22 protein-coding genes are annotated in these 20,680 nt (G+C 62.9%); 12 read left to right on the plus strand and 10 right to left on the minus strand.

Translation table 11 applies throughout. The features are described from left to right. Window positions 1–18 precede the first annotated feature (18 nt). The 3 genes from BLR69_RS07310 to BLR69_RS07320 all read left to right on the plus strand — a co-directional run bounded on the left by BLR69_RS07310 (window position 19) and on the right by BLR69_RS07320 (window position 3,443). Window positions 19–1,230, plus strand: a complete 1,212-nt coding sequence (locus tag BLR69_RS07310; protein ID WP_071495402.1) for an MFS transporter — start codon at window positions 19–21, stop codon at window positions 1,228–1,230. A 109-nt stretch (window positions 1,231–1,339) separates the two neighbouring features. Next, window positions 1,340–2,506 carry a GGDEF domain-containing protein gene (locus tag BLR69_RS07315; RefSeq protein ID WP_071495401.1) on the plus strand — a complete coding sequence of 389 codons (1,167 nt, stop codon included), beginning with the start codon at window positions 1,340–1,342 and terminating at the stop codon, window positions 2,504–2,506. A gap of 163 nt (window positions 2,507–2,669) precedes the next feature. Beyond that, window positions 2,670–3,443: a M12 family metallopeptidase gene (locus tag BLR69_RS07320; RefSeq protein ID WP_071495400.1), complete on the plus strand. Its 774-nt coding sequence runs from the start codon at window positions 2,670–2,672 to the stop codon at window positions 3,441–3,443. An 83-nt stretch (window positions 3,444–3,526) separates the two neighbouring features. Here the strand turns inward: BLR69_RS07320 and iolG are convergent, their stop codons facing one another. Together iolG and BLR69_RS07330 are read right to left on the minus strand one after the other, a co-directional pair. After that, the gene (gene iolG / locus BLR69_RS07325; protein WP_071495399.1) at window positions 3,527–4,531 is read right to left on the minus strand and encodes an inositol 2-dehydrogenase; all 1,005 of its coding nucleotides are present in this window, start codon (window positions 4,529–4,531) and stop codon (window positions 3,527–3,529) included. A 34-nt stretch (window positions 4,532–4,565) separates the two neighbouring features. Continuing rightward, window positions 4,566–5,591 carry a LacI family DNA-binding transcriptional regulator gene (locus BLR69_RS07330; protein ID WP_071495398.1) on the minus strand — a complete coding sequence of 342 codons (1,026 nt, stop codon included), beginning with the start codon at window positions 5,589–5,591 and terminating at the stop codon, window positions 4,566–4,568. 125 nt (window positions 5,592–5,716) lie between these two features. On the opposite strand from BLR69_RS07330, the gene BLR69_RS07335 reads away from it, so the two are divergent. The 3 genes from BLR69_RS07335 to BLR69_RS07345 are packed head-to-tail and all read left to right on the plus strand — an operon-like array spanning window position 5,717 to window position 8,651. Continuing rightward, entirely contained in the window at window positions 5,717–6,553 is an 837-nt protein-coding gene (locus BLR69_RS07335; protein ID WP_071495397.1) for an SDR family oxidoreductase, read from the plus strand. Next, window positions 6,553–7,686 carry a phytanoyl-CoA dioxygenase family protein gene (locus BLR69_RS07340; protein ID WP_071495396.1) on the plus strand — a complete coding sequence of 378 codons (1,134 nt, stop codon included), beginning with the start codon at window positions 6,553–6,555 and terminating at the stop codon, window positions 7,684–7,686. Before BLR69_RS07335 ends, BLR69_RS07340 begins: the two co-directional genes overlap by 1 nt. Before the next feature lie 41 nt (window positions 7,687–7,727). Then, window positions 7,728–8,651: a sugar ABC transporter substrate-binding protein gene (locus tag BLR69_RS07345; protein WP_071495395.1), complete on the plus strand. Its 924-nt coding sequence runs from the start codon at window positions 7,728–7,730 to the stop codon at window positions 8,649–8,651. Between the two features lie 84 nt (window positions 8,652–8,735). Here the strand turns inward: BLR69_RS07345 and BLR69_RS07350 are convergent, their stop codons facing one another. Next, window positions 8,736–9,056: a DUF2834 domain-containing protein gene (locus BLR69_RS07350; protein WP_071495394.1), complete on the minus strand. Its 321-nt coding sequence runs from the start codon at window positions 9,054–9,056 to the stop codon at window positions 8,736–8,738. An 83-nt stretch (window positions 9,057–9,139) separates the two neighbouring features. On the opposite strand from BLR69_RS07350, the gene BLR69_RS07355 reads away from it, so the two are divergent. Further along, window positions 9,140–9,928, plus strand: a complete 789-nt coding sequence (locus BLR69_RS07355) for a helix-turn-helix domain-containing protein (protein WP_071495393.1) — start codon at window positions 9,140–9,142, stop codon at window positions 9,926–9,928. Window positions 9,929–9,982: 54 nt separating this feature from the next. Beyond that, a complete protein-coding gene (locus BLR69_RS07360) occupies window positions 9,983–11,692 on the plus strand; it encodes an amidase (RefSeq protein WP_071495392.1) in 1,710 nt (569 codons plus the stop codon). A 121-nt stretch (window positions 11,693–11,813) separates the two neighbouring features. Here BLR69_RS07360 and BLR69_RS07365 read toward each other — a convergent pair whose 3' ends face one another. The 3 genes from BLR69_RS07365 to BLR69_RS07375 are packed head-to-tail and all read right to left on the minus strand — an operon-like array spanning window position 11,814 to window position 13,244. Beyond that, window positions 11,814–12,551, minus strand: a complete 738-nt coding sequence (locus BLR69_RS07365) for a CPBP family intramembrane glutamic endopeptidase (RefSeq protein WP_071495391.1) — start codon at window positions 12,549–12,551, stop codon at window positions 11,814–11,816. A 7-nt stretch (window positions 12,552–12,558) separates the two neighbouring features. Continuing rightward, the gene (locus BLR69_RS07370) at window positions 12,559–13,029 is read right to left on the minus strand and encodes a RidA family protein (protein WP_071495390.1); all 471 of its coding nucleotides are present in this window, start codon (window positions 13,027–13,029) and stop codon (window positions 12,559–12,561) included. Continuing rightward, the gene (locus BLR69_RS07375) at window positions 13,026–13,244 is read right to left on the minus strand and encodes a DUF6434 domain-containing protein (protein ID WP_071495389.1); all 219 of its coding nucleotides are present in this window, start codon (window positions 13,242–13,244) and stop codon (window positions 13,026–13,028) included. The genes BLR69_RS07370 and BLR69_RS07375 overlap by 4 nt, the downstream gene beginning before the upstream one ends. 247 nt (window positions 13,245–13,491) lie before the next feature. Here BLR69_RS07375 and BLR69_RS07380 point away from each other — a divergent pair, with 247 nt between their 5' ends. Continuing rightward, window positions 13,492–13,923: a nuclear transport factor 2 family protein gene (locus BLR69_RS07380; RefSeq protein ID WP_058424070.1), complete on the plus strand. Its 432-nt coding sequence runs from the start codon at window positions 13,492–13,494 to the stop codon at window positions 13,921–13,923. A 28-nt stretch (window positions 13,924–13,951) separates the two neighbouring features. On the opposite strand, the gene BLR69_RS07385 is transcribed toward BLR69_RS07380, so the two are convergent. Further along, entirely contained in the window at window positions 13,952–15,277 is a 1,326-nt protein-coding gene (locus BLR69_RS07385; protein WP_071495388.1) for an aminotransferase-like domain-containing protein, read from the minus strand. Window positions 15,278–15,367: 90 nt separating this feature from the next. Between BLR69_RS07385 and BLR69_RS07390 the strand changes: the two genes are divergently transcribed. Continuing rightward, window positions 15,368–16,258, plus strand: a complete 891-nt coding sequence (locus BLR69_RS07390; protein ID WP_071495387.1) for a DMT family transporter — start codon at window positions 15,368–15,370, stop codon at window positions 16,256–16,258. On the opposite strand, the gene BLR69_RS07395 is transcribed toward BLR69_RS07390, so the two are convergent. Then, a complete protein-coding gene (locus BLR69_RS07395; RefSeq protein ID WP_232000961.1) occupies window positions 16,255–16,821 on the minus strand; it encodes a YceI family protein in 567 nt (188 codons plus the stop codon). The genes BLR69_RS07390 and BLR69_RS07395 overlap by 4 nt on opposite strands. A gap of 121 nt (window positions 16,822–16,942) precedes the next feature. On the opposite strand from BLR69_RS07395, the gene BLR69_RS07400 reads away from it, so the two are divergent. Together BLR69_RS07400 and yghX are read left to right on the plus strand one after the other, a co-directional pair. Beyond that, window positions 16,943–17,437: a PaaI family thioesterase gene (locus tag BLR69_RS07400; protein ID WP_071495385.1), complete on the plus strand. Its 495-nt coding sequence runs from the start codon at window positions 16,943–16,945 to the stop codon at window positions 17,435–17,437. A gap of 44 nt (window positions 17,438–17,481) precedes the next feature. Next, entirely contained in the window at window positions 17,482–18,369 is an 888-nt protein-coding gene (yghX, locus tag BLR69_RS07405; RefSeq protein WP_071495384.1) for a YghX family hydrolase, read from the plus strand. A gap of 121 nt (window positions 18,370–18,490) precedes the next feature. Here yghX and BLR69_RS07410 read toward each other — a convergent pair whose 3' ends face one another. Both BLR69_RS07410 and BLR69_RS07415 read right to left on the minus strand, forming a co-directional pair. Further along, window positions 18,491–19,675: a DUF2252 family protein gene (locus BLR69_RS07410; RefSeq protein ID WP_071495383.1), complete on the minus strand. Its 1,185-nt coding sequence runs from the start codon at window positions 19,673–19,675 to the stop codon at window positions 18,491–18,493. Between the two features lie 76 nt (window positions 19,676–19,751). Next, on the minus strand, window positions 19,752–20,630 hold the full coding sequence (locus tag BLR69_RS07415; protein WP_071495382.1) for a LysR family transcriptional regulator: 879 nt from the start codon (window positions 20,628–20,630) through the stop codon (window positions 19,752–19,754). Window positions 20,631–20,680: the final 50 nt, after the last annotated feature.

The raw sequence follows: 20,680 nt of genomic DNA on the forward strand, positions 1-20,680 counted from the left end.
CTTGTATGGAATGCCTGCATGTCGACCCTTACCGCGTCACCCGCCGCTGCAACCACTACACCCCAGGCCAGCCCGTTGGTCATGCGCATCCTCGGCGCCTGCGCCCTGGCCCACTTGATCAATGACCTGATCCAGGCCGTGCTGCCGTCGATCTACCCGATGCTCAAGGCCAACTACGGGCTGACATTTACCCAGGTGGGCCTGATTACCCTGACCTTCCAGCTGACCGCCTCCTTGCTGCAACCGTGGATCGGCTATCACACCGACCGCCACCCCAAGCCCTGGCTGCTGCCGGCGGGCATGGTGTGCACCCTGATCGGCATCCTGATGCTGGCGTTTGTCGGCAGCTTCCCGGCGATCCTGCTGGCGGCGGGCCTGGTGGGCGTGGGTTCTTCGACCTTCCACCCGGAAACCTCCCGCGTTGCGCGCCTGGCCTCCGGCGGTCGCTACGGCCTGGCGCAATCGACCTTCCAGGTCGGCGGCAACACCGGCAGCGCCTTGGGCCCTCTGCTCGCAGCGGCGATCATCATCCCCTACGGCCAGGGCCATATCGCCTGGTTCGGGCTGTTCGCGGTGTTCGCCATCCTCGTGCTGTACGGCTTGAGTCGCTGGTATCGCCACCACCTCAACCTGTTCAAGCTCAAGCAAGGCGGCAAAGCCACCCACGGTCTGTCCAAAGGCCGTGTGACCTTTGCCCTGGTGGTGCTGGCCGTACTGGTGTTCTCCAAGTACTGGTACATGACCAGCCTGACCAGCTACTTCACCTTCTACCTGATCGAGAAGTTCCAGCTGTCGGTCGCAAGCTCGCAGATGTACTTGTTCCTGTTCCTCGGCGCAGTGGCCGTCGGCACCTTTGCGGGTGGCCCGATCGGCGACAAGATCGGCCGCAAGAAAGTCATCTGGTTCTCGATCCTCGGCGCGGCACCGTTCACCCTGGCCCTGCCCTACGTCGACCTGTTCTGGACGGCGGTACTCAGCGTGGTGATCGGGTTCATCATTGCGTCGGCCTTCTCGGCCATCGTGGTGTATGCCCAGGAACTGGTGCCGGGCAATGTGGGCATGATCGCCGGGATCTTCTTCGGCCTGATGTTCGGCTTCAGCGGGATTGGCGCGGCGCTGCTCGGTTTGCTGGCTGACACCCACGGCATCGAGTATGTCTACAAGCTGTGCTCGTTCCTGCCGCTGGTGGGCATCCTGACCATCTTGCTGCCCTCGACCAAAGGCGCCTGAGCTGCCGATCATCGCCTGGCCGTGTGCCATCACCCGGAATGCTCTGAAAAACCTGCGTGTGCGCTTACAATCCCGGTTCTAAACGCACACCAGGCAGACCCGGTAAGACATGACGCTCGACCCTCCCACGATTTTGGCACTCACCGTTGCCCTGGCAGCCGCTGCCGCCCTGTACCTGGCCGTTGAATGGCGCAGCGTGCGCGAACCTTCACTGTTGTGCTGGAGCGCCGGTTTCGCCACCATTACCGTCGGTTCCACCCTCGCCCTGCTGCGCCTCAATGGCTACCTGATGATCGGCATCTGGTTCGCCAACGGCCTGCTGGTGACCGCGCACTTCCTGTTTTTACTGGGTGTGGCGCGGTTCACCCAAACGCGGCTGTCGCCCGTGTGGCTACTGATGCTGCTGGTCTGGCTGGGCATGCTGATGTTGCCGGCCGATCCATCCTGGTCCAAAGCCATGCTGGCGGTGCAGTCCCTGTTGGTGGCGCTGCCGACCCTGCGCGCCAGCTTTTTGCTGCGCCCCCACGGCAAGTCGCTGAGCATCGGCGCGGTGCAGTTGCGCTATGTGCTGCTGATCCATGGCGCGTTTTATGTAGCCAAGGCGCTGTCGGTGCTGATCCCCGGCACCTTGATCGACCTCGCCGCCTTCAAGGGCGAGATCATCCAGGTTTCCTTGGTGGAAGGCGCCATGGCGATCATGCTCATCGCACTGTCGATGACCGGCTCGGAACGCTATCGTCGCGAACAGCAGATCGCCCGCCTCGCCGCCCGCGACCCGCTCACCGCCCTCTACAACCGCCGCGCCCTCGACCTGCGCGCCCCGCGCCTGCTCGCCCAGGTAACGCCCGCACAACCGGGCGCCCTGCTGCTGATCGACATCGACAACTTCAAATCGGTCAACGACCTCCACGGCCACACTGCTGGCGACCGCCTGCTGATCGCCCTCAGCGAAATGATCCGCAGCGTAGTACCCCAGGGCGCGCTGGCCGCACGCCTGGGCGGCGATGAATTCGTGATCCTGCTGAACCCGGCGTCCACCGAACAGATCGTCGAACTGGGCAGCAGCCTGCGTGAGCAGTTCCAGCAACTGGCCTCGCAGACCTTCACCACGCCGGCACCGGTGACGCTGAGCATTGGTGCGAACCTGTTCGACCAGCCGCCGCCGAGTTTGACGGCACTGATCGAGCAAGGAGATACCACGCTGTATGAAACCAAGCGCGGTGGGCGGGACAGTATTCGGTTAGTGGATCGCACCGGCGCCAGTCCTTATGGATAGCTGGCAAGAAGTGAATCACTGCGTAGCACTCAAGCGATTCTGGCTTGTTTCCTACCTCATGCAGGCCTGCTGCTTACAATGGAACTGAATCCAACGTTCAACCACTTACTTCAGACCGCTGCGACAGGTCGTAAAATCGCACGGCAACTGAAGAGGATACTGAATGACAATTGCTAGCCTAGGGCAGCCTCAAATTGGCTATCCAATCAATCCAAACACTCAGATGGGCGAAGATCAAACGCCCAGCATAACTGCACCCACCCGAAGTAAACGCGGGGTTGCCCCTAACAAAAGTTTGTGGCCACAGAACAGCACCGTCACTATCTCGTTTCAAGACACACCGGAACACATCAAAAAACAAGTTAAAAAGCACGTCGCCGAAATTGGAGAGCATGTTAATTTGAAATTCAAGTTTGTCGAAAGCGGTCAAGGTGATATCCGCATATCGGCGCATAAAGATATAAAGGGCAACTGGTCAGAAGTGGGTACTGATGCGCGTGACCTCCCTAAAGACCAACCAACCATGCATATTGACCCCCGCGCAAACGAGCCTCACCTGGGAACCGCCATTCAGCATGAGTTCCTACATGCTCTGGGCGTTGACCACGAGCAGCAACATCCTGACAGAACCGTGCCTTACGACAAACCCAAGACTTACGATTATTACCGCGAAACAAACGATTGGGACGAGAAAAAGGTCGACTTAAATGTGCTCGATAAGTACGATCCTGCCGATGTAATTACCACGCCTTATGATCGCAGCTCCATCATGCACTACTCGGTCCCTGGAAAAATAACAACAACCGGTGAATCAATTGACAAGAACTCGACACTGAGCGAAGGCGATATAGCCTTTTTGAAGTCGCTATATCCACCTGCGCCCACAACATCTTCGATCAATCAAAACAGTCATTTTGGTCGAAAGGGCTTACATTAAGCTCATCGCCCATTTTGTGCTGAGTAAACAATAGAAAAAGCTGACTCCACAACTGCCCCCGGAGTCAGCACAACACGGTTATCTTACAAGTCGTCACTCACTCGCACACACCTCCCAGTCCTCACCGACTCCAACGCACAATCCGCCAAATGCAACGCATACAACCCATCCCGCACGCTGGTGGGCAGCGCCGTACCGTTATTCAGCGCATCGATGAACTGCGTCAGCTCATTGCGATACGCATCGGCATAGCGCTCCAGGAAGAAGTGCTGCAATGGTTCCAGCGCCTCGGTGTGCTCGGCACTCCAGTGGCGTAGGGTGCTGGGGCGGTGGTTGTCGGTGAGCAACACGCCGGTGGCGCCGGAGACTTCCACGCGCTGGTCGTAGCCGTACACCGCCTGGCGGCAGCAGTTGATATGGCATTGCTTGCCGGAGGCGGTGCGCAGCAGCACCATCACGCTGTCGTAGTCGTCGATTTCGGCCAGGCTCGGGTCGACCAGGCGGCTGGCGATGGCGCTGACTTCTACCGGTTCTTCGCCGAGCAGGTGGCGGGCGGTGTCGAAGTCGTGGATGGTCATGTCGCGCAGGATGCCACCGGAGTGGGCCAGGTAGTCACGCGGCGCCAGGCCGGGGTCGCGGCTGGTGATAATGACTTGGCGCACCGTGCCGATCTGCCCGGCATCGAGGGCCGCGCGCAGGCGCAGCATGTCGGGGTCGAAACGCCGGTTGAAGCCGAGCATCACCCGGCCACCCTGGCGCTCCACCGCCTGGGCAGCGCTGCGGGCCTTGGCGATGTCGAGGTCGATGGGCTTTTCGCAAAGCACCGCCTTGCCTGCGGCGACCGCTGCCAGCAGCAGGTCGATATGGGTGTCGGTGGGCGTGCCGATCACCACGGCGTCGATGTCATTACGGGTGAGTACGGCGGCGCAATCGTAGGCCGCCTCGCACCCCAGTTGGGCACTCAATGCATCGACGCCTTCGCGCCAGGGGTCGGCTACCAGCACCAGTGTGGCGTTGGGATGGCCGGCGATGTTGGCGGCGTGGATCCTGGCGATGCGCCCGGCACCCAGGACGGCGATTCTCAGCATGGTCGAACTCCTGATGTTGTTATTGAGGGAGTAGTCAGTCCGGCAGGTTGAACGGCGTGACGATCTGCACCTGGGAAGGCGCAATCGGCCCGGCCTTCCAGAGCCGGTGGTAGTGCAGGATGTGCAGGAACACGTGGCGCGCATCGATCTGCAGGTTGTGATCGATAATCGCGGCGACCCTTTCTTCGCGCAGCAACTGGCGGTTTTCTTCGTCGAGGTCGTGGCCGATGAACACCTCAAGGGGCCGATCGAGGGCGGCGAACGCATCGACAATCGCGCGGTTGCCGCCGCCGACGCTGTACACCGCCTTGAGCTCGGGATGCTGTTGCAGCGCCTGGGTCACCCGCTCGAAGGTGCGGTCGTACACGCCGTAGCCGCCACTCACGTCCAGCACCCGCAAGTGCGCCGCACGCCCACGCAGCCAGGCACGAAAGCCCATTTCGCGCTCTTCTTCGCCACGGAACAGTTCGCTGCCGATCACCACCGCCACATCCTGGGGCTGCGCCGGCAGCCAGCGCGACATCAGGTAGGCGGCCGTCTGGCCGGCGGTGCGGTTGTCCATGCCAACGTAGCCGATGCGCTCGCTTTGCGGCAGGTCCGTGACCAGCGTCACCACCGGAATCCCCGCCGCGATCAGTTGCTTGACCGCCAGGTTCACCGCCGGCTCATCGGCGGCCTTGAGCACCACGCCCTGGCTCCCGGTGTCCAGGCAGCGCAGCAGTTGGTCGCGCATGGCCTGGGGTTCGATCTCTTCGAAAAGGTGAAAGCGCGGGGCAATGCGGAACGGCGCCAGGCTGCCCAGTTGCGCGGTGATCGCCGTCTGTACCGCCGTACTGAAGCGCTTGGGCGTGTGCATGATCACATCGACGTGGAACGTGCGCCCCACCGCCAGGCCGTTTTTCTCCTGGGACTCCAATTCCTCCAACGCCTGCTCGATACGCCGCCGGGTCTGCGCATGCACGCTGCCGCGCTGATGCAGCACGCGGTCGACCGTGGCTTTGCTCACACCGGCCTGGGTCGCCAGCTGTTTGATGGAGAAGTGTTTGGCGCGTTCGAGCATGGGGCCTCACTTGAGGTGTTTTTGAGGTGTTTTTTGGGTATTACTGAGGTTTTGCAATGCTAGTCTCAGTTTTGTCCGGCGTCGAGCCGGGCGATGCACAACAACAAAAATTCCGGGAGAACTGCATGCCTAACACCGATCTAGCCACGTCGTTCAGCGGCCAATATTTTGTCGTCACCGGCAGCACCCAGGGCCTGGGCGCGGCGGTGGCCCGTACCCTGGCAAGCCGTGGCGCCGCCGGGCTGATCATCTGCGGGCGACGTCGCGCCCAGGGCGAAGAGCAGGTGCGGCAGTTGGCCCAGCTGGATTGCCAGGCGTTTTTTGTCGAGGCAGACCTGGAGAAGGTCGAGGACTGCCGCGCGATCATCGATGCGGCGCGCACCCATTTCGGCACCTTGCATGGACTGGTCAACTGCGCCGGGATGTCGGATCGCGGCACCATCCTGGACACCTCGCCGGAATTGTTTGATCGGCTGATGGCGGTGAATGTGCGGGCGCCGTTTTTCCTGATGCAGGAAGCGCTGAAGCTGATGATCAGTAAAGGCGTAGAAGGCGCGGTGGTGAACATCCAGAGCGTCACCGGGCATGGCGGGCAATCGTTCCTGAGTGCCTATGCCGCGTCCAAGGGCGCGCTGGCGATCCTCACCAAGAACGTGGCATTCAGCGCCCTGCGCAATCGCATCCGGGTCAATGGCCTGAACATCGGCTGGATGGACACGCCCCACGAAGATGACATCCAGCGCCAGTACCACGGTGCCCAGGATGGCTGGCTGGAAAAGGCCGAGCGCGCACAGCCGTTCGGGCGCCTGCTCAAGCCTGAAGAAGTGGCGCGCAGCGTGGCCTTCCTGCTGTCCAGCGAGTCGGGAATGATGACCGGCTCGGTGATCGATCTGGAACAAGGCGTGGTCGGCTGTACCGACGGCGGCAGCCCGCAACCGAATCAGGCGCTGGGAGGTGTGTGATGGCGGCGTTCGTGACGGAACAGGCCGTGCGCCTGGCGGACTTCAGCGAGATCTGTGCGCAGCGCGTGAGCCGGGAAGATTACCCCCTCTGCGCTGAAGTACAGAGCAATGTGCCGATCTATCAGGCCCACACCCTGCGCAACAACGACCGCCTGGCGGTGATGAATGAACTGCACCGCCTGTTCCGCGAGGGGCCTGGGGTGATGGTGGTGCGCCAGGCCTACGAAGACCTGGAGGTGGTCGACCGCCACAGCCGGGTGTTCGAGGCGATCTTCGCCCATGAGGCGGCGCAGGGCGTGGCGGCCGATCACTTTGCCAAGGCTGGCAGCAACGGGCGCATCTGGAATTCATTGCAGAAAGCCGCGTTGCAGTCGCCGGAATCCTTTGTGGAGTACTACGCCAACCCGCTGCTGGGGTTGATCGCCGAGGCGTGGCTGGGGCCGAGCTACCAGGTCACGGCGCAGGTCAACGTGGTGCATCCCGGTGGCCAGGCCCAGCAACCGCACCGTGACTACCACCTGGGCTTTCAGACCAATGATGTAGTGGAGCGCTTTCCCCTGCCCCTGCACCTGCTGTCCCAGTACCTGACGTTGCAAGGCGCGGTGGCGCACTCGGACATGCCGCTGGAAACCGGCCCGACCCAGTTGCTACCGTTTTCCCAGCAATACGCCCTGGGTTACCTGGCGTGGCGGCGTCCGGAGTTTATCGACTACTTCCAGCAGCACGCCGTGCAACTGCCGCTGAACAAGGGCGACCTGCTGTTCTTCAACCCGGCGCTGTTCCATGCCGCCGGCACCAACCGCACAGCCGACCGCCAACGCATGGCCAACCTGTTGCAGATTTCCTCGGCGTTCGGCAAGCCCATGGAAGCCCTCGACCGCGACCGCATGATGCTGGCGGTGTACCCGGCCTTGCTGGACAACACCGCACTGGATGCCCAGGCCGTGGCGGCGGTGATCGCCTGCACCGCCAACGGCTATTCCTTCCCCACCAACCTCGACACCGACCCGCCCTTGAAGGGCCTGGCCCCGCAAACCGCGCAGCAACTGATGCAGCAAGCCCTCGACGAACGCTGGCCATTCCCGGCGTTTGCCGCTGCCGTGGAGCAACTGCGGACCAAGCGCCAGGCGTGAACCCTCTGTTTCAACAACAACAAAAACAACGGAGCACCATCATGAAGAAGCAACTCCTTGCGGCACTCCTGACCCTGGCGATAAGCCCCTGGGCGCTGGCCGATATCCGTATCGGCGTGAGCATCGCCCAGGTCGACGACGTCTTCCTCGCGCAGATGCGTGACTACATGGCCGCCCACGCCAAGCAACTGCCCGGCGTGACCCTGCAATTCGAAGACGCCCAGGGCGACGTGGTGCGCCAGCTCAACCAGGTGCAGAACTTCACCGCCCAGGGCATGGACGCGATTATCGTCAACCCGGTGGACACGGCCGCCACGCAAAAGATGACCGCCAATGCCCAGCAAGCCAAGACGCCGCTGGTGTACGTCAACCGCCGCCCGGATGCCCAGCAGTTGCCACCGGGCGTGGGGTATGTGGGCTCGGACGAGGTCAAGGCCGGTGAAATCCAGATGCGCTACCTGGCGCAAAAGATGGGCGGCAAGGGCAACCTGGCGATCATGCTCGGGTTGCTCTCCAACAACGCCACGCACAATCGGACGCTGGGGGTGAAGACCGTGCTCAAGGAGTACCCCGACATCAAGATCGTCGAGGAACAGAGCGCGGAATGGCAGCGCAGCAAAGCGATTGACCTGATGAACAACTGGATCGTATCCGGGCGCAAAATCGACGCGGTGGCGGCGAACGCGGATGAGATGGCGATCGGCGCGGCCATGGCGATCAGCCAGGCGGGCATGCAGCCGGGCAAGGATATCCTGGTAGCCGGCAGCGACGGCGGGGCTGCCGGGCTGGATGCGGTGAAGAAAGGCCAGTTGCTGGTGACGGTGTATCAGGACAACAAGGGCCAGGCCGTGGGCTCGATTGACCTGGCGGTGAAGATGGTGAAGAAGGAGCCGTACACGGCTGAACTGACCATTCCCTATCAGCAGATCACCAAGGACAACTACCAGGCCTTCCTCAACCCTTGAGCCAAACGAACCTGCTGTGACGAGCTAGCCTGTTGTGGCGAGCGGGCTTGCCACAACAAGCCCTCTCACCACAGGGCGTTTGCGTCATCCGGTATTCTCGCTGAACGGTTCAAGCCCATTCAGCACCAGATAAAGCAACGGCCCCACCGACACAAACACCGCGGTCAGCACAAAATACGGCACCAGCGAAGCCATCGACCGCCCGCGCCGCCGCGCATCCCGGTACATCCACACACACGCCAACACCGCCATCAAATACAGGTCGATCACCACTTGCGCAGTGTCCGGCCGCGACATCAATTCGCGCCCGAACGCCAGCAGCGACTGCTCGGCCGTCAGCAGCGTGAACAGGGTGTACGACGAAAACAGCAGCAAACCGGCCAGCGCAACACGGGATCTTTTCATGGGTTCTTCCTTGGGGTGATGAAGGCCCACGTTAGTGATAAGGTTCGGCCCCTCGCAATGACCTCGGAGGTCATGATTCCGCCATGGACACCCCTGCCACCGCCGGCGAACAGCTGCGCCACTTGCGCCGGCAAGCCCGGCTCAGCCAGCTCGACCTGGCCCTGATCACCGGTGTGTCCCAGCGCCACCTCAGTTGCCTGGAAACCGGCCGCGCCAAGCCAAGCCCAGGCACCTTGCACAACCTGCTGACGGCACTGGAAGCCCCCCTCGACCAGCGCAACCGCGTGTTCCTCGCCGCCGGCTACGCCCCGCGCTACAACGCCACGCCCCTCACGTCACCAGGGATGGCCGCGATCCGCGAAGCGGTCAGCCATGTGCTGCACGCCAACAACCCCGCGCCGGCCATCCTGCTGGACAGTCAGTGGCAGGTGCTGGCCGCGAATGCCAGCACCGCCGTGCTGTTTGAGCTGGTGGGCATCCCGTCCGACTCAGCCGAGGGCTTGAACCTGCTCACCACGCTGTTGCAGCCGGGCGGCCTGGGCGATCACCTGATCAACGCCGACGAGATCCGCACCCTGGCCTGGCAACGCGCTACCCGTGAGGCGCTGGGCAATCCTGAACTGGCCGCCCTGCTGGCGCGTTTGCCGGCGCCGGCCAGCACCGAGCTGCCCACCGACATGCCACCGCTGGTGCTGACGCGCATCCGCTCAAGCCGGGGCGAATTGAGTTTTCTGTCCACCTTCACCACCTTCGGCATGCCCCAGGACATTACCCTCTCCCCCCTGCGCATCGAACATCTGATTCCCGCCGACGACGCCACCTGGCAGGTGATGCGTGCGGCCTACGCGGATTATGCCGCGCTGGTTTTGTGAAATATCTGTACGTAGACTGCCGCCATACCCCCACTTGAAGGCGGCGAAAAAAACGTGATGCAAGTTACCGAAGTCTCCATTGCCCAATTGCGCGCGGCGCTTGAATCCGGCCAGACCACGGCCGTTGAACTGGTAAAAGCCTACCTGGCGCGGATCGATGCCTATGACGGTCCGCACACCGCCACCGCCTTGAACGCCGTGGTGGTGCGCAACCCCGCAGCGCTCGACGAAGCCGAGGCGTCCGATGCACGCCGGGCCAAAGGCGAAACCCTGGGGCCTTTGGATGGCATTCCCTACACCGCCAAGGACAGCTACCTGGTCAAGGGCCTGACCGCAGCGTCCGGCAGCCCGGCGTTTGCCGACCTGGTCGCCCAGCGCGATGCGTTCACCATCGAACGCCTGCGCGCCGGCGGCGCCATCTGCCTGGGCAAGACCAATATGCCGCCGATGGCCAATGGCGGCATGCAGCGTGGCGTGTATGGCCGGGCGGAAAGCCCGTATAACGCCGACTACCTGACGGCACCGTTTGCTTCAGGCTCATCCAACGGGGCCGGCACTGCGACGGCGGCGAGCTTTGCGGCGTTTGGCGTGGCCGAAGAAACCTGGTCCAGCGGACGCGGCCCGGCGTCCAACAATGGCCTGTGTGCCTACACCCCGTCCCGTGGGGTGATTTCGGTGCGCGGCAACTGGCCGCTCACGCCGACCATGGACGTGGTGGTGCCGTACGCGCGCACCATGGCCGACCTGCTGGAAGTGCTCGACGTGGTGGTGGCCGAAGACCCGGACACCCGTGGCGACCTGTGGCGCCTGCAACCCTGGGTGCCGATCCCGAGCGTCACCTCGGTGCGCCCGGCTTCTTACGCTGACCTGGCCGTGACTGCCGAATCCCTCGCCGGTAAACGCTTTGGCGTGCCACGCATGTACATCAATGCCGACCCCGACGCCGGCACCAGCGAAAAACCCGGCATCGGCGGCCCCACCGGGCAAAAGATCAACACCCGCGCCAGCGTCATCGACCTGTGGAACGACGCCCGCCAAGCGTTGGTGGCCGCCGGAGCCGAAGTGATCGACGTGGATTTCCCGCTGGTGTCCAACTGCGAAGGCGACCGCCCCGGCGCGCCCACCGTGTTTACCCGTGGGCTGGTGTCCAAGGAATTCCTGCACGATGAACTGTGGGAACTCTCGGCCTGGGCCTTCGATGATTTCCTGCGTGCCAACAACGATCCGGCGCTCAACCGCCTGGCGGATGTGGACGGGCCGAAGATCTTCCCCCACGATCCTGGCACCCTGCCCAATCGCGAAGACGACCTTGCGGCCGGCATGGACGAATACGTGCGCATGGCCGAGCGTGGCATCACCCCGTGGGACCAGATCAGCACCGTCCCCGATGGCCTGCGCGGCCTGGAACAGACCCGCCGGGTCGACCTGGAAGACTGGATGGACAAGCTTGGCCTCGACGCCGTGCTGTTCCCCACCGTGGCTGACGTAGGCCCGGCGGATGCCGATGTGAACGAAGCCTCCGCCGACATCGCCTGGAGCAACGGCGTGTGGGTGGCCAACGGCAACCTCGCCATCCGCCACCTGGGCGTGCCGACCGTCACCGTGCCCATGGGCGTGATGGCGGATATCGGCATGCCGGTGGGGCTCACCTTTGCCGGGCGCGCCTATGATGACTCGGCGTTGCTGCGCTTTGCGTCGGCCTATGAAGCCACCGGCAGCAAACGCCTGATTCCACCGCGCACGCCCCCGCTGGCAGCTGACTAAACGCGGTCAAACATGTGGGAGCGGGCTTGCTCGCGAATACGGTCCTTCAGCCACAAATAGGCTGACTGATCCACCGCTTTCGCGAGCAAGCCCGCTCCCACATTTTCGCCTGTGTTTCAGATCAGGCGATGTGGGGCACGGCAATCAACAGGATTGCCGTGCCATGGGTCAGCGTCGCCGCCAGCACTCCATGGCGCATGCGCACCAACGCACAGGCCAGCCCCTCCAGCAGGGTAAACAACAACACCGGCCACCCCAGTTGAGTCACGCTCAAGGCCAGGAACGTATGGCAGGCCGCAAAGGCTACGCTGCTGATCAAAGCTGCACGCAGCGGTGCTACATGCTGCTCCAGATAGCCCTGTAGAAAACCGCGAAACAGCACCTCCTCCAACGCATTGGCACCATAGGCCAACACGACCATGCCCGGCAGCCATACCCAATAACCCACAAGCGCTGACGCTTCGATGCCCTGGTACAACCGCAGCGGCACACCGATCAAACCGCCCACCGCGAGCCCGATCATCAGTCCCGCGACACGCGGCCCCCTGGACCAGACGATCAGCGCCGCCAAGTCAGGTGCCACCCGCACAAGCGCCGTAATCAACAACACCGAAAAACTGCCCAACGCTGCCAGCACCAAGGTGTTGGCCGTGAAGGCAAGCTGCACCTCGCTGCCCAGCGACCACAAGCCCAACGGCGTCATCACATCGCGCATCAGCACGAACGCCATCAACAGAATCAGGATGCGCAACGCCGTCAGCGACTTGGGCGTGAGGGCGAACCACAGGCCGAACAACAGCAGCCCCGGTGCCAGGTACGTGCTGTAGTGGATCAATACCACCATGCCTTGGGTAATCATCGATCGCTCAGCCGTGCGCCAGCGCGATCATGTCGATCTCCACCGCCGCCGACTTCGGCAGCTGCATCACGCCAATCGAGGTACGCGTATGCACCCCGGCGCTGCCGAGAATCTCGTGCAACAGGTCCGACGCGCCGTTGGCCACTTCACTCTGCTGATCAAAATCCTCGGCACTGCGCACGTACACGGTGATGCGCGGGATGGCCTTGATCTGGTCCAGCGAACCCAGGGCCTGCTGGAGCAACCCCAGGCAGCGCAACGCGCTGATGCCGGCAGCGACTTGCGCCTGGGCGAGGGTCAGGCTGTCACCGACCTTGCCCGGCAGCACGATGGCATCGCCGACACGCGGGATCTGGCCGCTGATGTACAGGTGGTTGCCATCGCGGACCAGCGGCGTGTAGTTGCCACCGATCTTGAATTCATTCAACTGATAGCCGATGCGCAGTTGCGCGGCCTGGTATTTTTCGTCGCGGGTCATGGGCGTGAATCCTCGTTGCGACGTTGCCACTCATCCACCACGTCGCCCAGGGTCTTGGGCCTATCGTTGCGAATCCAGGCCATGAAGGGCCGGTCGAACTTGAACCCTGGGCCGCAGTGCTCAAGCATGAAGCGGCGAACGTTCTGAGTGTTTTTGTAGTGCGGGGTAACGGGAGTGGTGCGGGTGATGGGGTCGCTGTGCCAGTCAAAATCCATGTTGTCTCTCGGGCGCCGTGGGGTTTCGGCGCTAGCATAGCGATGTGCTACCCGCGCAGGAAGCAAGGTGTGCACTGGTTGATGTCTTAGGACATCACATAAGTCGACGACCTTTTTGCAGCGCGATAAAGCCGAATCTTTTCAGGATATTTCAAAATTTCACTTTCCTTCCCCATCTGAAATATTGCATGGTTGTACGACGACTTAACCCGTCGTACCAGCCTCCAACAACAATAAGGAAACACCCATGCAAAACGTCAAAGTGCTGATCGGTTTTCTGTGCCTGTTCAGCGGCTATGTCGCAGCAGCGCCTGCCCCTGCCGAAAAGGACGTGGCCCAAGCGGTCGACCAACTGACCCAAGCCATGTTGCACCTGGACCTCAAGCAGCTTCACGCGCTGACGTCCGACAAGCTCACCTACGGTCACTCCAGCGGCAAGGTGCAGAACAAAGACCAATTCATCGCCGACCTGGAAACCCACACCAGCGCGTTCAAGACCCTGGAAATGCAGAACCAGACCATCACCCTGCAAGGCGACACCGCACTGGTGCGCAACCACTTCCACGCTCTGGCCGTTAACAGCGGTGTAGAAGTGCCCACCGATATCGACAACTTCCAGGTCTGGCAGAAGCAAAAAGGCAAATGGCTGCTGATCGGACGTCAGGCCTACAAATACTGATGCCCAGCGGTGAGCCGCTGACCCCGGCTCACCAGGCCACCACCTTGCGCACCTTCAACAACGCCTCGCGCAGCGCCGGCAGCGCCACCGAGCCCAAGGCCAGGCGCAGTGCGTGCGGCACATGGGCCGACACGGCAAACGGCTCGGCGGTGGACACGGAAATACCCTCGCGCTGCAGGCTCATGGCCACCTGATCGGCCCGCGCCTCTTCCGCCAGGGGCAACCACAGGAAATACGAAGAAGGATGGCTCACGTACGCCAGCCCCTTCAGCACCTGCGCCGCCAAGGCCTGCCGCGCCTGGGCATCCTGGCGCTTTTGCACTTCCAACTGGGCCACGGTGCCATCTTCGAGCCAGGCCACCGCAATGGCGCTCATCACACCCGGTACGTTCCAAGTGGTGGCCATGAGGGCGCGCTCCAGTGGTTTCACCCATTCCATCGGCGCTGCGACAAACCCGACCCGCAACCCGGTCGCGACGCTTTTCGACAGCCCGCCCACATATACCGTGCGCTCCGGCGCCAATGTCGCCAACGGCGGCGGTGCGTCTTCGGCCAGGAACGCGTAGGCCGCGTCCTCCATGATCATCAGATTGTGCGAACGGGCGATCGACACCAACTGTTCGCGCTGGGCCATGCCCATCACCCAACCCAATGGATTGTGCAGGGTTGGCATGCTGTACACCGCGCGCACCGGGCGTTTGCGACACAGGTTGTGTAGCGCGTCCAGGTCCGGCCCCACTGGCGTGACCGGGATCGCGACGATTTCCAGGTGCAGGGTTTCGGCCAGCACCTTGAACCCCGAATAGGTCAAGGCATCCACCGCGATCACATCGCCGGGCTTGAGCAAGGCCATCATCGTCACCGCCAGGCCGTGCTGGGCGCCACTGACCAGCAGCACCTGCTCGGCGTCCACCCTGAGCCCGCGATTGAGCAAATGCCGCGCAAACGCTGCGCGCTCATGCAAGCGGCCGGCATGGGGCTGGTAACGCAACAGGGCTTCGAGATCGCCGCAGAGCGCCAACTGACGCAGCGCCGTGCGCAACCTATCCGCCTGGCCCGGCAACGAAGGGTAATTGAAGTTCAGGTCGAGCATGCCCGCCGCCACCGTCATCTGCCCACTGCCCTGCCCCGGCGGCAGCGAGATTTCGCGCACGAAGGTGCCACGCCCGGCTTCACCGCTGACCAGCCCCATCCCCTCAAGCTCCGCATACACCCGACTGGCGGTGACCAGCGCCAGGCCATGCTCGGCGGCCAGTTGCCGGTGCGTAGGCAGGCGTGTGCCGGGCGGCATCGTTCCGCTGCGGATGGCTTGGGCAAAGGTATCGACCAACGACTTGTAGCGCGCGCGGGGCATAGGGCTGTATCCATGACAATTTTTTGATTGTCTTAATCCTCGCTTCTAGGATGACCGCAACGCAACCCCTCCTTGTCCGGACGCCTGATCATGCAACGCACCTCCTCTCTCGACACCCTGAATGGCAGCGCCCAAGGCTGGATCAACGGCTTTATCGGCGTGGTGATCTTCAGCGGCTCCTTGCCCGCCACGCGCCTGGCCGTGATGGAGTTCGACCCGGTCTTCCTCACCATGATCCGCGCGGCCATCGCCGGCCTGCTGGGCGTACTGCTGCTGTGGCTGTTCAAGGAAAAACGCCCCGCACGTCAGCAGTGGATGCCCCTGGCAATCGTCGCCCTGGGCGTGGTGATCGGCTTCCCGCTGCTCACGGCCCTGGCTCTGCAATACGTGACCTCGGCCCACTCCATCGTGTTCATCGGCCTGCTGCCGCTGGCCACCGCGGTGTTTGGTGTGCTGCGCGGCGGCGAGCGTCCGCGCCCGGTGTTCTGGCTGTTTTCGATCCTGGGCAGTGGGCTGGTGATGGGTTATGCCTTCGCCCAGGGCTTGAGCGCCGCACCGGCCGGCGACCTGCTGATGCTGCTGGCCGTGCTGGTCTGCGGCCTGGGCTATGCCGAAGGCGCCAAACTGTCGCGCAGCCTCGGCGGTTGGCAGGTGATCTGCTGGGCGCTGGTGGTGTCGATGCCGGTGGTGGTGCCGTTGAGCCTGGTGCTGGCGCCGGCAAGTTTGCACGGCATCAGCCTGCCCGCCTGGCTCAGCCTGGGCTACGTGGCGTTGTTCAGCATGCTGATCGGTTTTGTGTTCTGGTATCGCGGGTTGGCCCAGGGCGGGATCGCCGCCGTCGGCCAGTTGCAATTGCTGCAACCGTTTTTCGGCCTGGCGCTGGCGGCGGGCCTGCTGCACGAGCAGGTCAGCCTGGGCATGGTGCTGGTCACCGTCGCAGTGATCGGCTGCGTAGCCGGCGCAAAGAAGTTCGCCCGTTAACGCTGCGGCGCGACCATCTTGAACTTGATGTTGATGTCATTGGACACCACGCTGTTGCCGGCCCACTCGCCCTCGCCGATCTTGAAGTCGCCACGCCTGAGGATGAACTCGCCGTCGAACACACCAATGCCGCCCTGCTCCTTGAGCACCACGTCGACGTCCACCGTCCGCGTGGTGCCCTTGATGGTCAGGTTACCGCTGACCATGTAGCGGTTACCCCCCAGCGCCTTGACCCCGGTGGATTCATACACGCCCACCGGGTAGGTCGCGGTATCGAACCAGGAGGCGCGTTGCAGCTCGTCGTTGGCATCCGGGCTGCCGGCGTCGATGCTGGCGAGCTGGATCTTGAGCAAGGCATGCCCGGCTTCCGGCTGTTGCGTATCAAAGGTCAAGGTGCCCTCGAAGTCGCTGAACGTGCCATACACTAGCTGCCCCAACTGCTTGTAGGTGAAGCTGATCTGACTGGCGGTGCGGTTGACGTCCTTGTACTCCACCGCCTGGGCGCTGGCGCAGTAGGCAAGGATCAAGGCCAGGACGGCGACCGGGGACATTCGACGTTTCATGCAACGCTCCGCGACAGGTAAGAACACAGTATCGAGCTAACACCTCATACCAGGGATTTATTCCCATCGGGCGTTTGTCCTGCTAAACAGAGTAGTCGCCCCACAACAATAAGGACGCTGCATGCACGCCCCTTCACTGCAGGACACCACCGCGCCGGAAGGCATCTGCTACGGCTGCGGCGCCAGCAACCCCCATGGCCTGCACATCAAGAGCCGCTGGGACGCGGACGGTATCCACCTGGTCGCCGAGCACCTGCCCGAGGCAAAGTACACCGGCTGGCCCGACCTGGTCTACGGCGGCCTGATCGCGATGCTGGTGGACTGCCATTCCAACTGGACCGCCATGGCCTACCACTACCGCGCCGAACACCGCGAACCCGGCAGCCTGCCGCGCATCGATTGCGTGACCGGCAACCTCGGCATCAAGTTCATCAAGCCGACACCCATGGGCGTCACCCTCACGCTGCGCGCCCGTGTCGACGGCGACGTGGGGCGCAAGACCCGCGTGATCTGCGAGGTGTACGCCGGTGACGTACTGACCGCCGTGGGCGACTCGATCTTCGTGCGCGTCGACACCGGCCAACTGGCCGCCGCCGCCCATGGCCGTGACAGCTGATCCTGGTCTACATTAATGGCCACCGCTAATCGAGGACTGCACCGATGACTCGTCTCACCGCGAAAGACTTTGCGCCCGAACTGCTGGAACTCTACGACGGCTACGCCCACGGCAAGCTCAACCGTCGCGAATTTCTCGACCGCGCCGCCCTGTTCACCTTCGGCGGGCTCACCGCCTCGGCCCTGCTCGCGGCCCTGAGTCCCAACTACGCCCTGGCCGAACAGGTGAAATTCACCGACCCGGACATCGTCGCCGACTACATCACCTACCCGTCGCCTAAAGGCAACGGCAGCGTGCGCGGCTACCTGGTACGCCCGGCCAAGGCGGCGGGCAAATTGCCGGCGGTGGTGGTGGTCCACGAAAACCGCGGCCTCAACCCCTACATCGAAGACGTCGCCCGGCGCCTGGCCAAGGCCGGCTTTATCGCGCTGGCGCCGGATGGCCTGACCTCGGTGGGCGGCTACCCCGGCAACGATGAAAAAGGCGTGGAACTGCAACAGAAAGTCGACCCAACCAAGCTGATGAACGACTTCTTCGCCGCCATCGAATGGCTGATGCACCACGACAGCAGCACCGGCAAGGTGGGCATCACCGGTTTCTGTTATGGCGGTGGCGTCACCAACGCGGCAGCCGTGGCCTACCCGGAATTGGGCGCGGCCGTATCGTTCTACGGGCGCCAGCCGGAGGCCAAGGACGTAGCGCGCATCAAGGTGCCGATCATGCTGCATTACGGTGAGCTGGACACGCGGATCAATGAAGGTTGGCCGGCGTATGAAAAGGCCCTGAAAGCAGCCGGCACCACCTATGAGGCGTACATCTACAAGGGCGCCAACCACGGTTTTCACAATGATTCGACGCCGCGGTATGACGAAGCGGCGGCGAACCTGGCGTGGGAACGCACGTTGGGCTGGTTCCGCAAATACCTGGCCTGACTAACAACACATGTAGGAGCGAGCTTGCTCGCGAAAAACCCGAGAACGCCGCGCAAAACCAGGAGCACTGCGTGATCGTTGAGGTTCTTCGCGAGCAAGCTCGCTCCTACAGGTGGGTACGTCAGTGTTCCAGTGCATAGCGCCGGCAATGATTGAGGTAGCCCTGCTCATGGCTCCCCACCAGTTGCACCACGCTGGTCCATAGCCACGACGGCGCATCCAGTTGTTTGGAACGGTTCTCCTGCAGCACGGCCATCCAGTCCTTGCGCGTATCACGGTCCATTTGCCGGGCATGGGCGACACCGACCACCCGCGCCAGGTAACCGGCGGCGTGCATGGCGTCGATCTCACTCAATTCGTCCAGTTCCAGCTTCATGTCCTGGGGCAACAGTTCACGGATGAAAAAACCATTGTCCAGCATGCGCGTCGCCACCATGCGTTCACCCAAACCAGGCGACAGCTGACGCGCGCCCTCCACCACCCGGCGGCCATTGTCCCGGGGCATCTTCGCCCGTGCCGCACGGGGCGCCGCCGCGCCGACGGCCTGTTTGATATCGATCAGGCAATATTCCTGGTCATCCTTGTCGCCCACGCCGAGCAAGGCGGCATAACGCTGCAGGCCCAGGGAGCTGCAGCCCTTTACCCAATAGGCCGAGTCCAGCAGTTCGACCCCGGCGTCCTTGGGGCGGCCTTTGAGTGACGTCACCAATTGATGGATGTCGGCCGAGGCGCAGAGCGTTTCCAGTGCGGTTTTTTCGGCCCGTGACAGCGACCAGAAATGCTTGCCCAACGGAATGCTCGGGCGAGCATTTTCGATGCGCTCACGCGCCAGGTTCTTCCAGGTGCGCTCCACGGCGCTGCGCATGCCCGCCTTGACCTGGGACGGACGCGGCGGCGCGGCGTCGGGCTTGTCTTTGAACGCCTGTTCGTAGCCCACCATCATTTCTTCGAGCATGCGCGCGGTGGTGACGCCGGGCAGGTCCGAGCCGCGCGCGGCGGTGGCCAGGGACAGCGCCAGGCGCACCAGATCGTGGGCCGGGTTGCCGATCACCGTCTGGTCAAGGTCGCGGATATGCATGTCGATGCGGCCTTTGGTATCGCCGGTAGGCCCCAGGTTGCCGGCGTGGCAGTCGCCGCAGATCCAGATCGCCGGGCCATGGGGCAAGCGGCGGCCGCTTTGGCTGTGCAGCCACTCGTAAAATTGTACGGTGCTGCCGCGCACGTAGGCGTGGGCAGAGCGTGCCATCTTCAGGTTGCGCAGTTGGGTCAGGTGCGGCATGCGGGCGGAGGGGCGCGGTATTTTCATGGAAAAACTCAGTGCAGGTGTTGCGGTAGAGCGCTCGCCCTCGACGAATGTTTCATTATGTTTCAAAAAAAGCGATTCAGCCCTCCTTCGCCCTGTCCTGCAACCAGCCCTTGAACGCCAGCATCGCCGCCGTTTCAGCCCGCGACTGCAAGCGCGTCAACCAGTAACTGCCGGTGGTGATGCCAACGTCGAACGGCTGGCGAATCACATCACTCTCCAGTTGCCGCGCAAACATCATCGCCGGCGCCAAGGCCACGCCGAGGCCTTGCAAGGCCGCCTCCATCATCGCCAGCGAAGAATCGAACACAATGCTGCGCGGCAGCAGGGTGTCGGCGGGTAAACCGGCGGCCTGAAACCACAGGTTCCACTCATCGGCGCGATAGGAACGCAGCAAGGTGTGTTTCAACAGATCGGCCGGTGCGTGTAACTGTTCGGCCAGTTGCGGTATGCAGAGTACGCTGAGCGGGGCTCCCAACAGTTCGCAGGCATCCGTACCGTGCCAGGCGCCGGCGCCGAAACGGATCGCGTAATCCAGGCCTTCGGCGGCAACATCGACGCGGTTGTTGTGGGTCGATAGGCGCAAGTCGATAAACGGGTAGCGCTGCTGAAAGTCCGCCAGGCGTGGCAACAACCAGCCGACCGCGAAGGTGCCGACCGCCCCGACAGTGAGGACCTCACGGTAGTGGCCGCCCTCGAACTGACCGAGGGTATGCGCGATGCGGTCGAAGGACTCGCGCAACACCGGCAGCAGGGTTTCACCTTCACGCGTCAGCATCAGGCCGCGTGGCAGGCGCTTGAACAAGGTGACATTGAGTTGCGCCTCCAGGCTTTTCACCTGATGGCTGACCGCAGCCTGGGTCACGCACAACTCGATGGCTGCCCGGGTGAAGCTCAGGTGCCGGGCCGACGCCTCGAACGCGCGCAGGGCATTGAGGGGCAAATGGGAACGCAGCATTGTCTACCCTAGATTTTCTAATGGCAGCTGCAAGATATCATCGTTTGCCG

Origin of the sequence: Pseudomonas azotoformans (assembly GCF_900103345.1) — a bacterium.
In the GTDB taxonomy this organism is placed as follows: Bacteria; Pseudomonadota; Gammaproteobacteria; order Pseudomonadales; family Pseudomonadaceae; genus Aquipseudomonas; species Aquipseudomonas azotoformans.

What these genes read in the sequence shown, in the direction of transcription:
- BLR69_RS07310 (WP_071495402.1), top strand. Translation starts at nt 19, where the DNA reads ATGTCGACCCTTACCGCGTCACCCGCCGCTGCAACCACTACACCCCAG.
- BLR69_RS07315 (WP_071495401.1), top strand. Translation starts at nt 1,340, where the DNA reads ATGACGCTCGACCCTCCCACGATTTTGGCACTCACCGTTGCCCTGGCA.
- BLR69_RS07320 (WP_071495400.1), top strand. Translation starts at nt 2,670, where the DNA reads ATGACAATTGCTAGCCTAGGGCAGCCTCAAATTGGCTATCCAATCAAT.
- iolG (WP_071495399.1), bottom strand. Translation starts at nt 4,531, where the DNA reads ATGCTGAGAATCGCCGTCCTGGGTGCCGGGCGCATCGCCAGGATCCAC.
- BLR69_RS07330 (WP_071495398.1), bottom strand. Translation starts at nt 5,591, where the DNA reads ATGCTCGAACGCGCCAAACACTTCTCCATCAAACAGCTGGCGACCCAG.
- BLR69_RS07335 (WP_071495397.1), top strand. Translation starts at nt 5,717, where the DNA reads ATGCCTAACACCGATCTAGCCACGTCGTTCAGCGGCCAATATTTTGTC.
- BLR69_RS07340 (WP_071495396.1), top strand. Translation starts at nt 6,553, where the DNA reads ATGGCGGCGTTCGTGACGGAACAGGCCGTGCGCCTGGCGGACTTCAGC.
- BLR69_RS07345 (WP_071495395.1), top strand. Translation starts at nt 7,728, where the DNA reads ATGAAGAAGCAACTCCTTGCGGCACTCCTGACCCTGGCGATAAGCCCC.
- BLR69_RS07350 (WP_071495394.1), bottom strand. Translation starts at nt 9,056, where the DNA reads ATGAAAAGATCCCGTGTTGCGCTGGCCGGTTTGCTGCTGTTTTCGTCG.
- BLR69_RS07355 (WP_071495393.1), top strand. Translation starts at nt 9,140, where the DNA reads ATGGACACCCCTGCCACCGCCGGCGAACAGCTGCGCCACTTGCGCCGG.
- BLR69_RS07365 (WP_071495391.1), bottom strand. Translation starts at nt 12,551, where the DNA reads ATGATTACCCAAGGCATGGTGGTATTGATCCACTACAGCACGTACCTG.
- BLR69_RS07370 (WP_071495390.1), bottom strand. Translation starts at nt 13,029, where the DNA reads ATGACCCGCGACGAAAAATACCAGGCCGCGCAACTGCGCATCGGCTAT.
- BLR69_RS07375 (WP_071495389.1), bottom strand. Translation starts at nt 13,244, where the DNA reads ATGGATTTTGACTGGCACAGCGACCCCATCACCCGCACCACTCCCGTT.
- BLR69_RS07380 (WP_058424070.1), top strand. Translation starts at nt 13,492, where the DNA reads ATGCAAAACGTCAAAGTGCTGATCGGTTTTCTGTGCCTGTTCAGCGGC.
- BLR69_RS07385 (WP_071495388.1), bottom strand. Translation starts at nt 15,277, where the DNA reads ATGCCCCGCGCGCGCTACAAGTCGTTGGTCGATACCTTTGCCCAAGCC.
- BLR69_RS07390 (WP_071495387.1), top strand. Translation starts at nt 15,368, where the DNA reads ATGCAACGCACCTCCTCTCTCGACACCCTGAATGGCAGCGCCCAAGGC.
- BLR69_RS07395 (WP_232000961.1), bottom strand. Translation starts at nt 16,821, where the DNA reads ATGAAACGTCGAATGTCCCCGGTCGCCGTCCTGGCCTTGATCCTTGCC.
- BLR69_RS07400 (WP_071495385.1), top strand. Translation starts at nt 16,943, where the DNA reads ATGCACGCCCCTTCACTGCAGGACACCACCGCGCCGGAAGGCATCTGC.
- yghX (WP_071495384.1), top strand. Translation starts at nt 17,482, where the DNA reads ATGACTCGTCTCACCGCGAAAGACTTTGCGCCCGAACTGCTGGAACTC.
- BLR69_RS07410 (WP_071495383.1), bottom strand. Translation starts at nt 19,675, where the DNA reads ATGAAAATACCGCGCCCCTCCGCCCGCATGCCGCACCTGACCCAACTG.
- BLR69_RS07415 (WP_071495382.1), bottom strand. Translation starts at nt 20,630, where the DNA reads ATGCTGCGTTCCCATTTGCCCCTCAATGCCCTGCGCGCGTTCGAGGCG.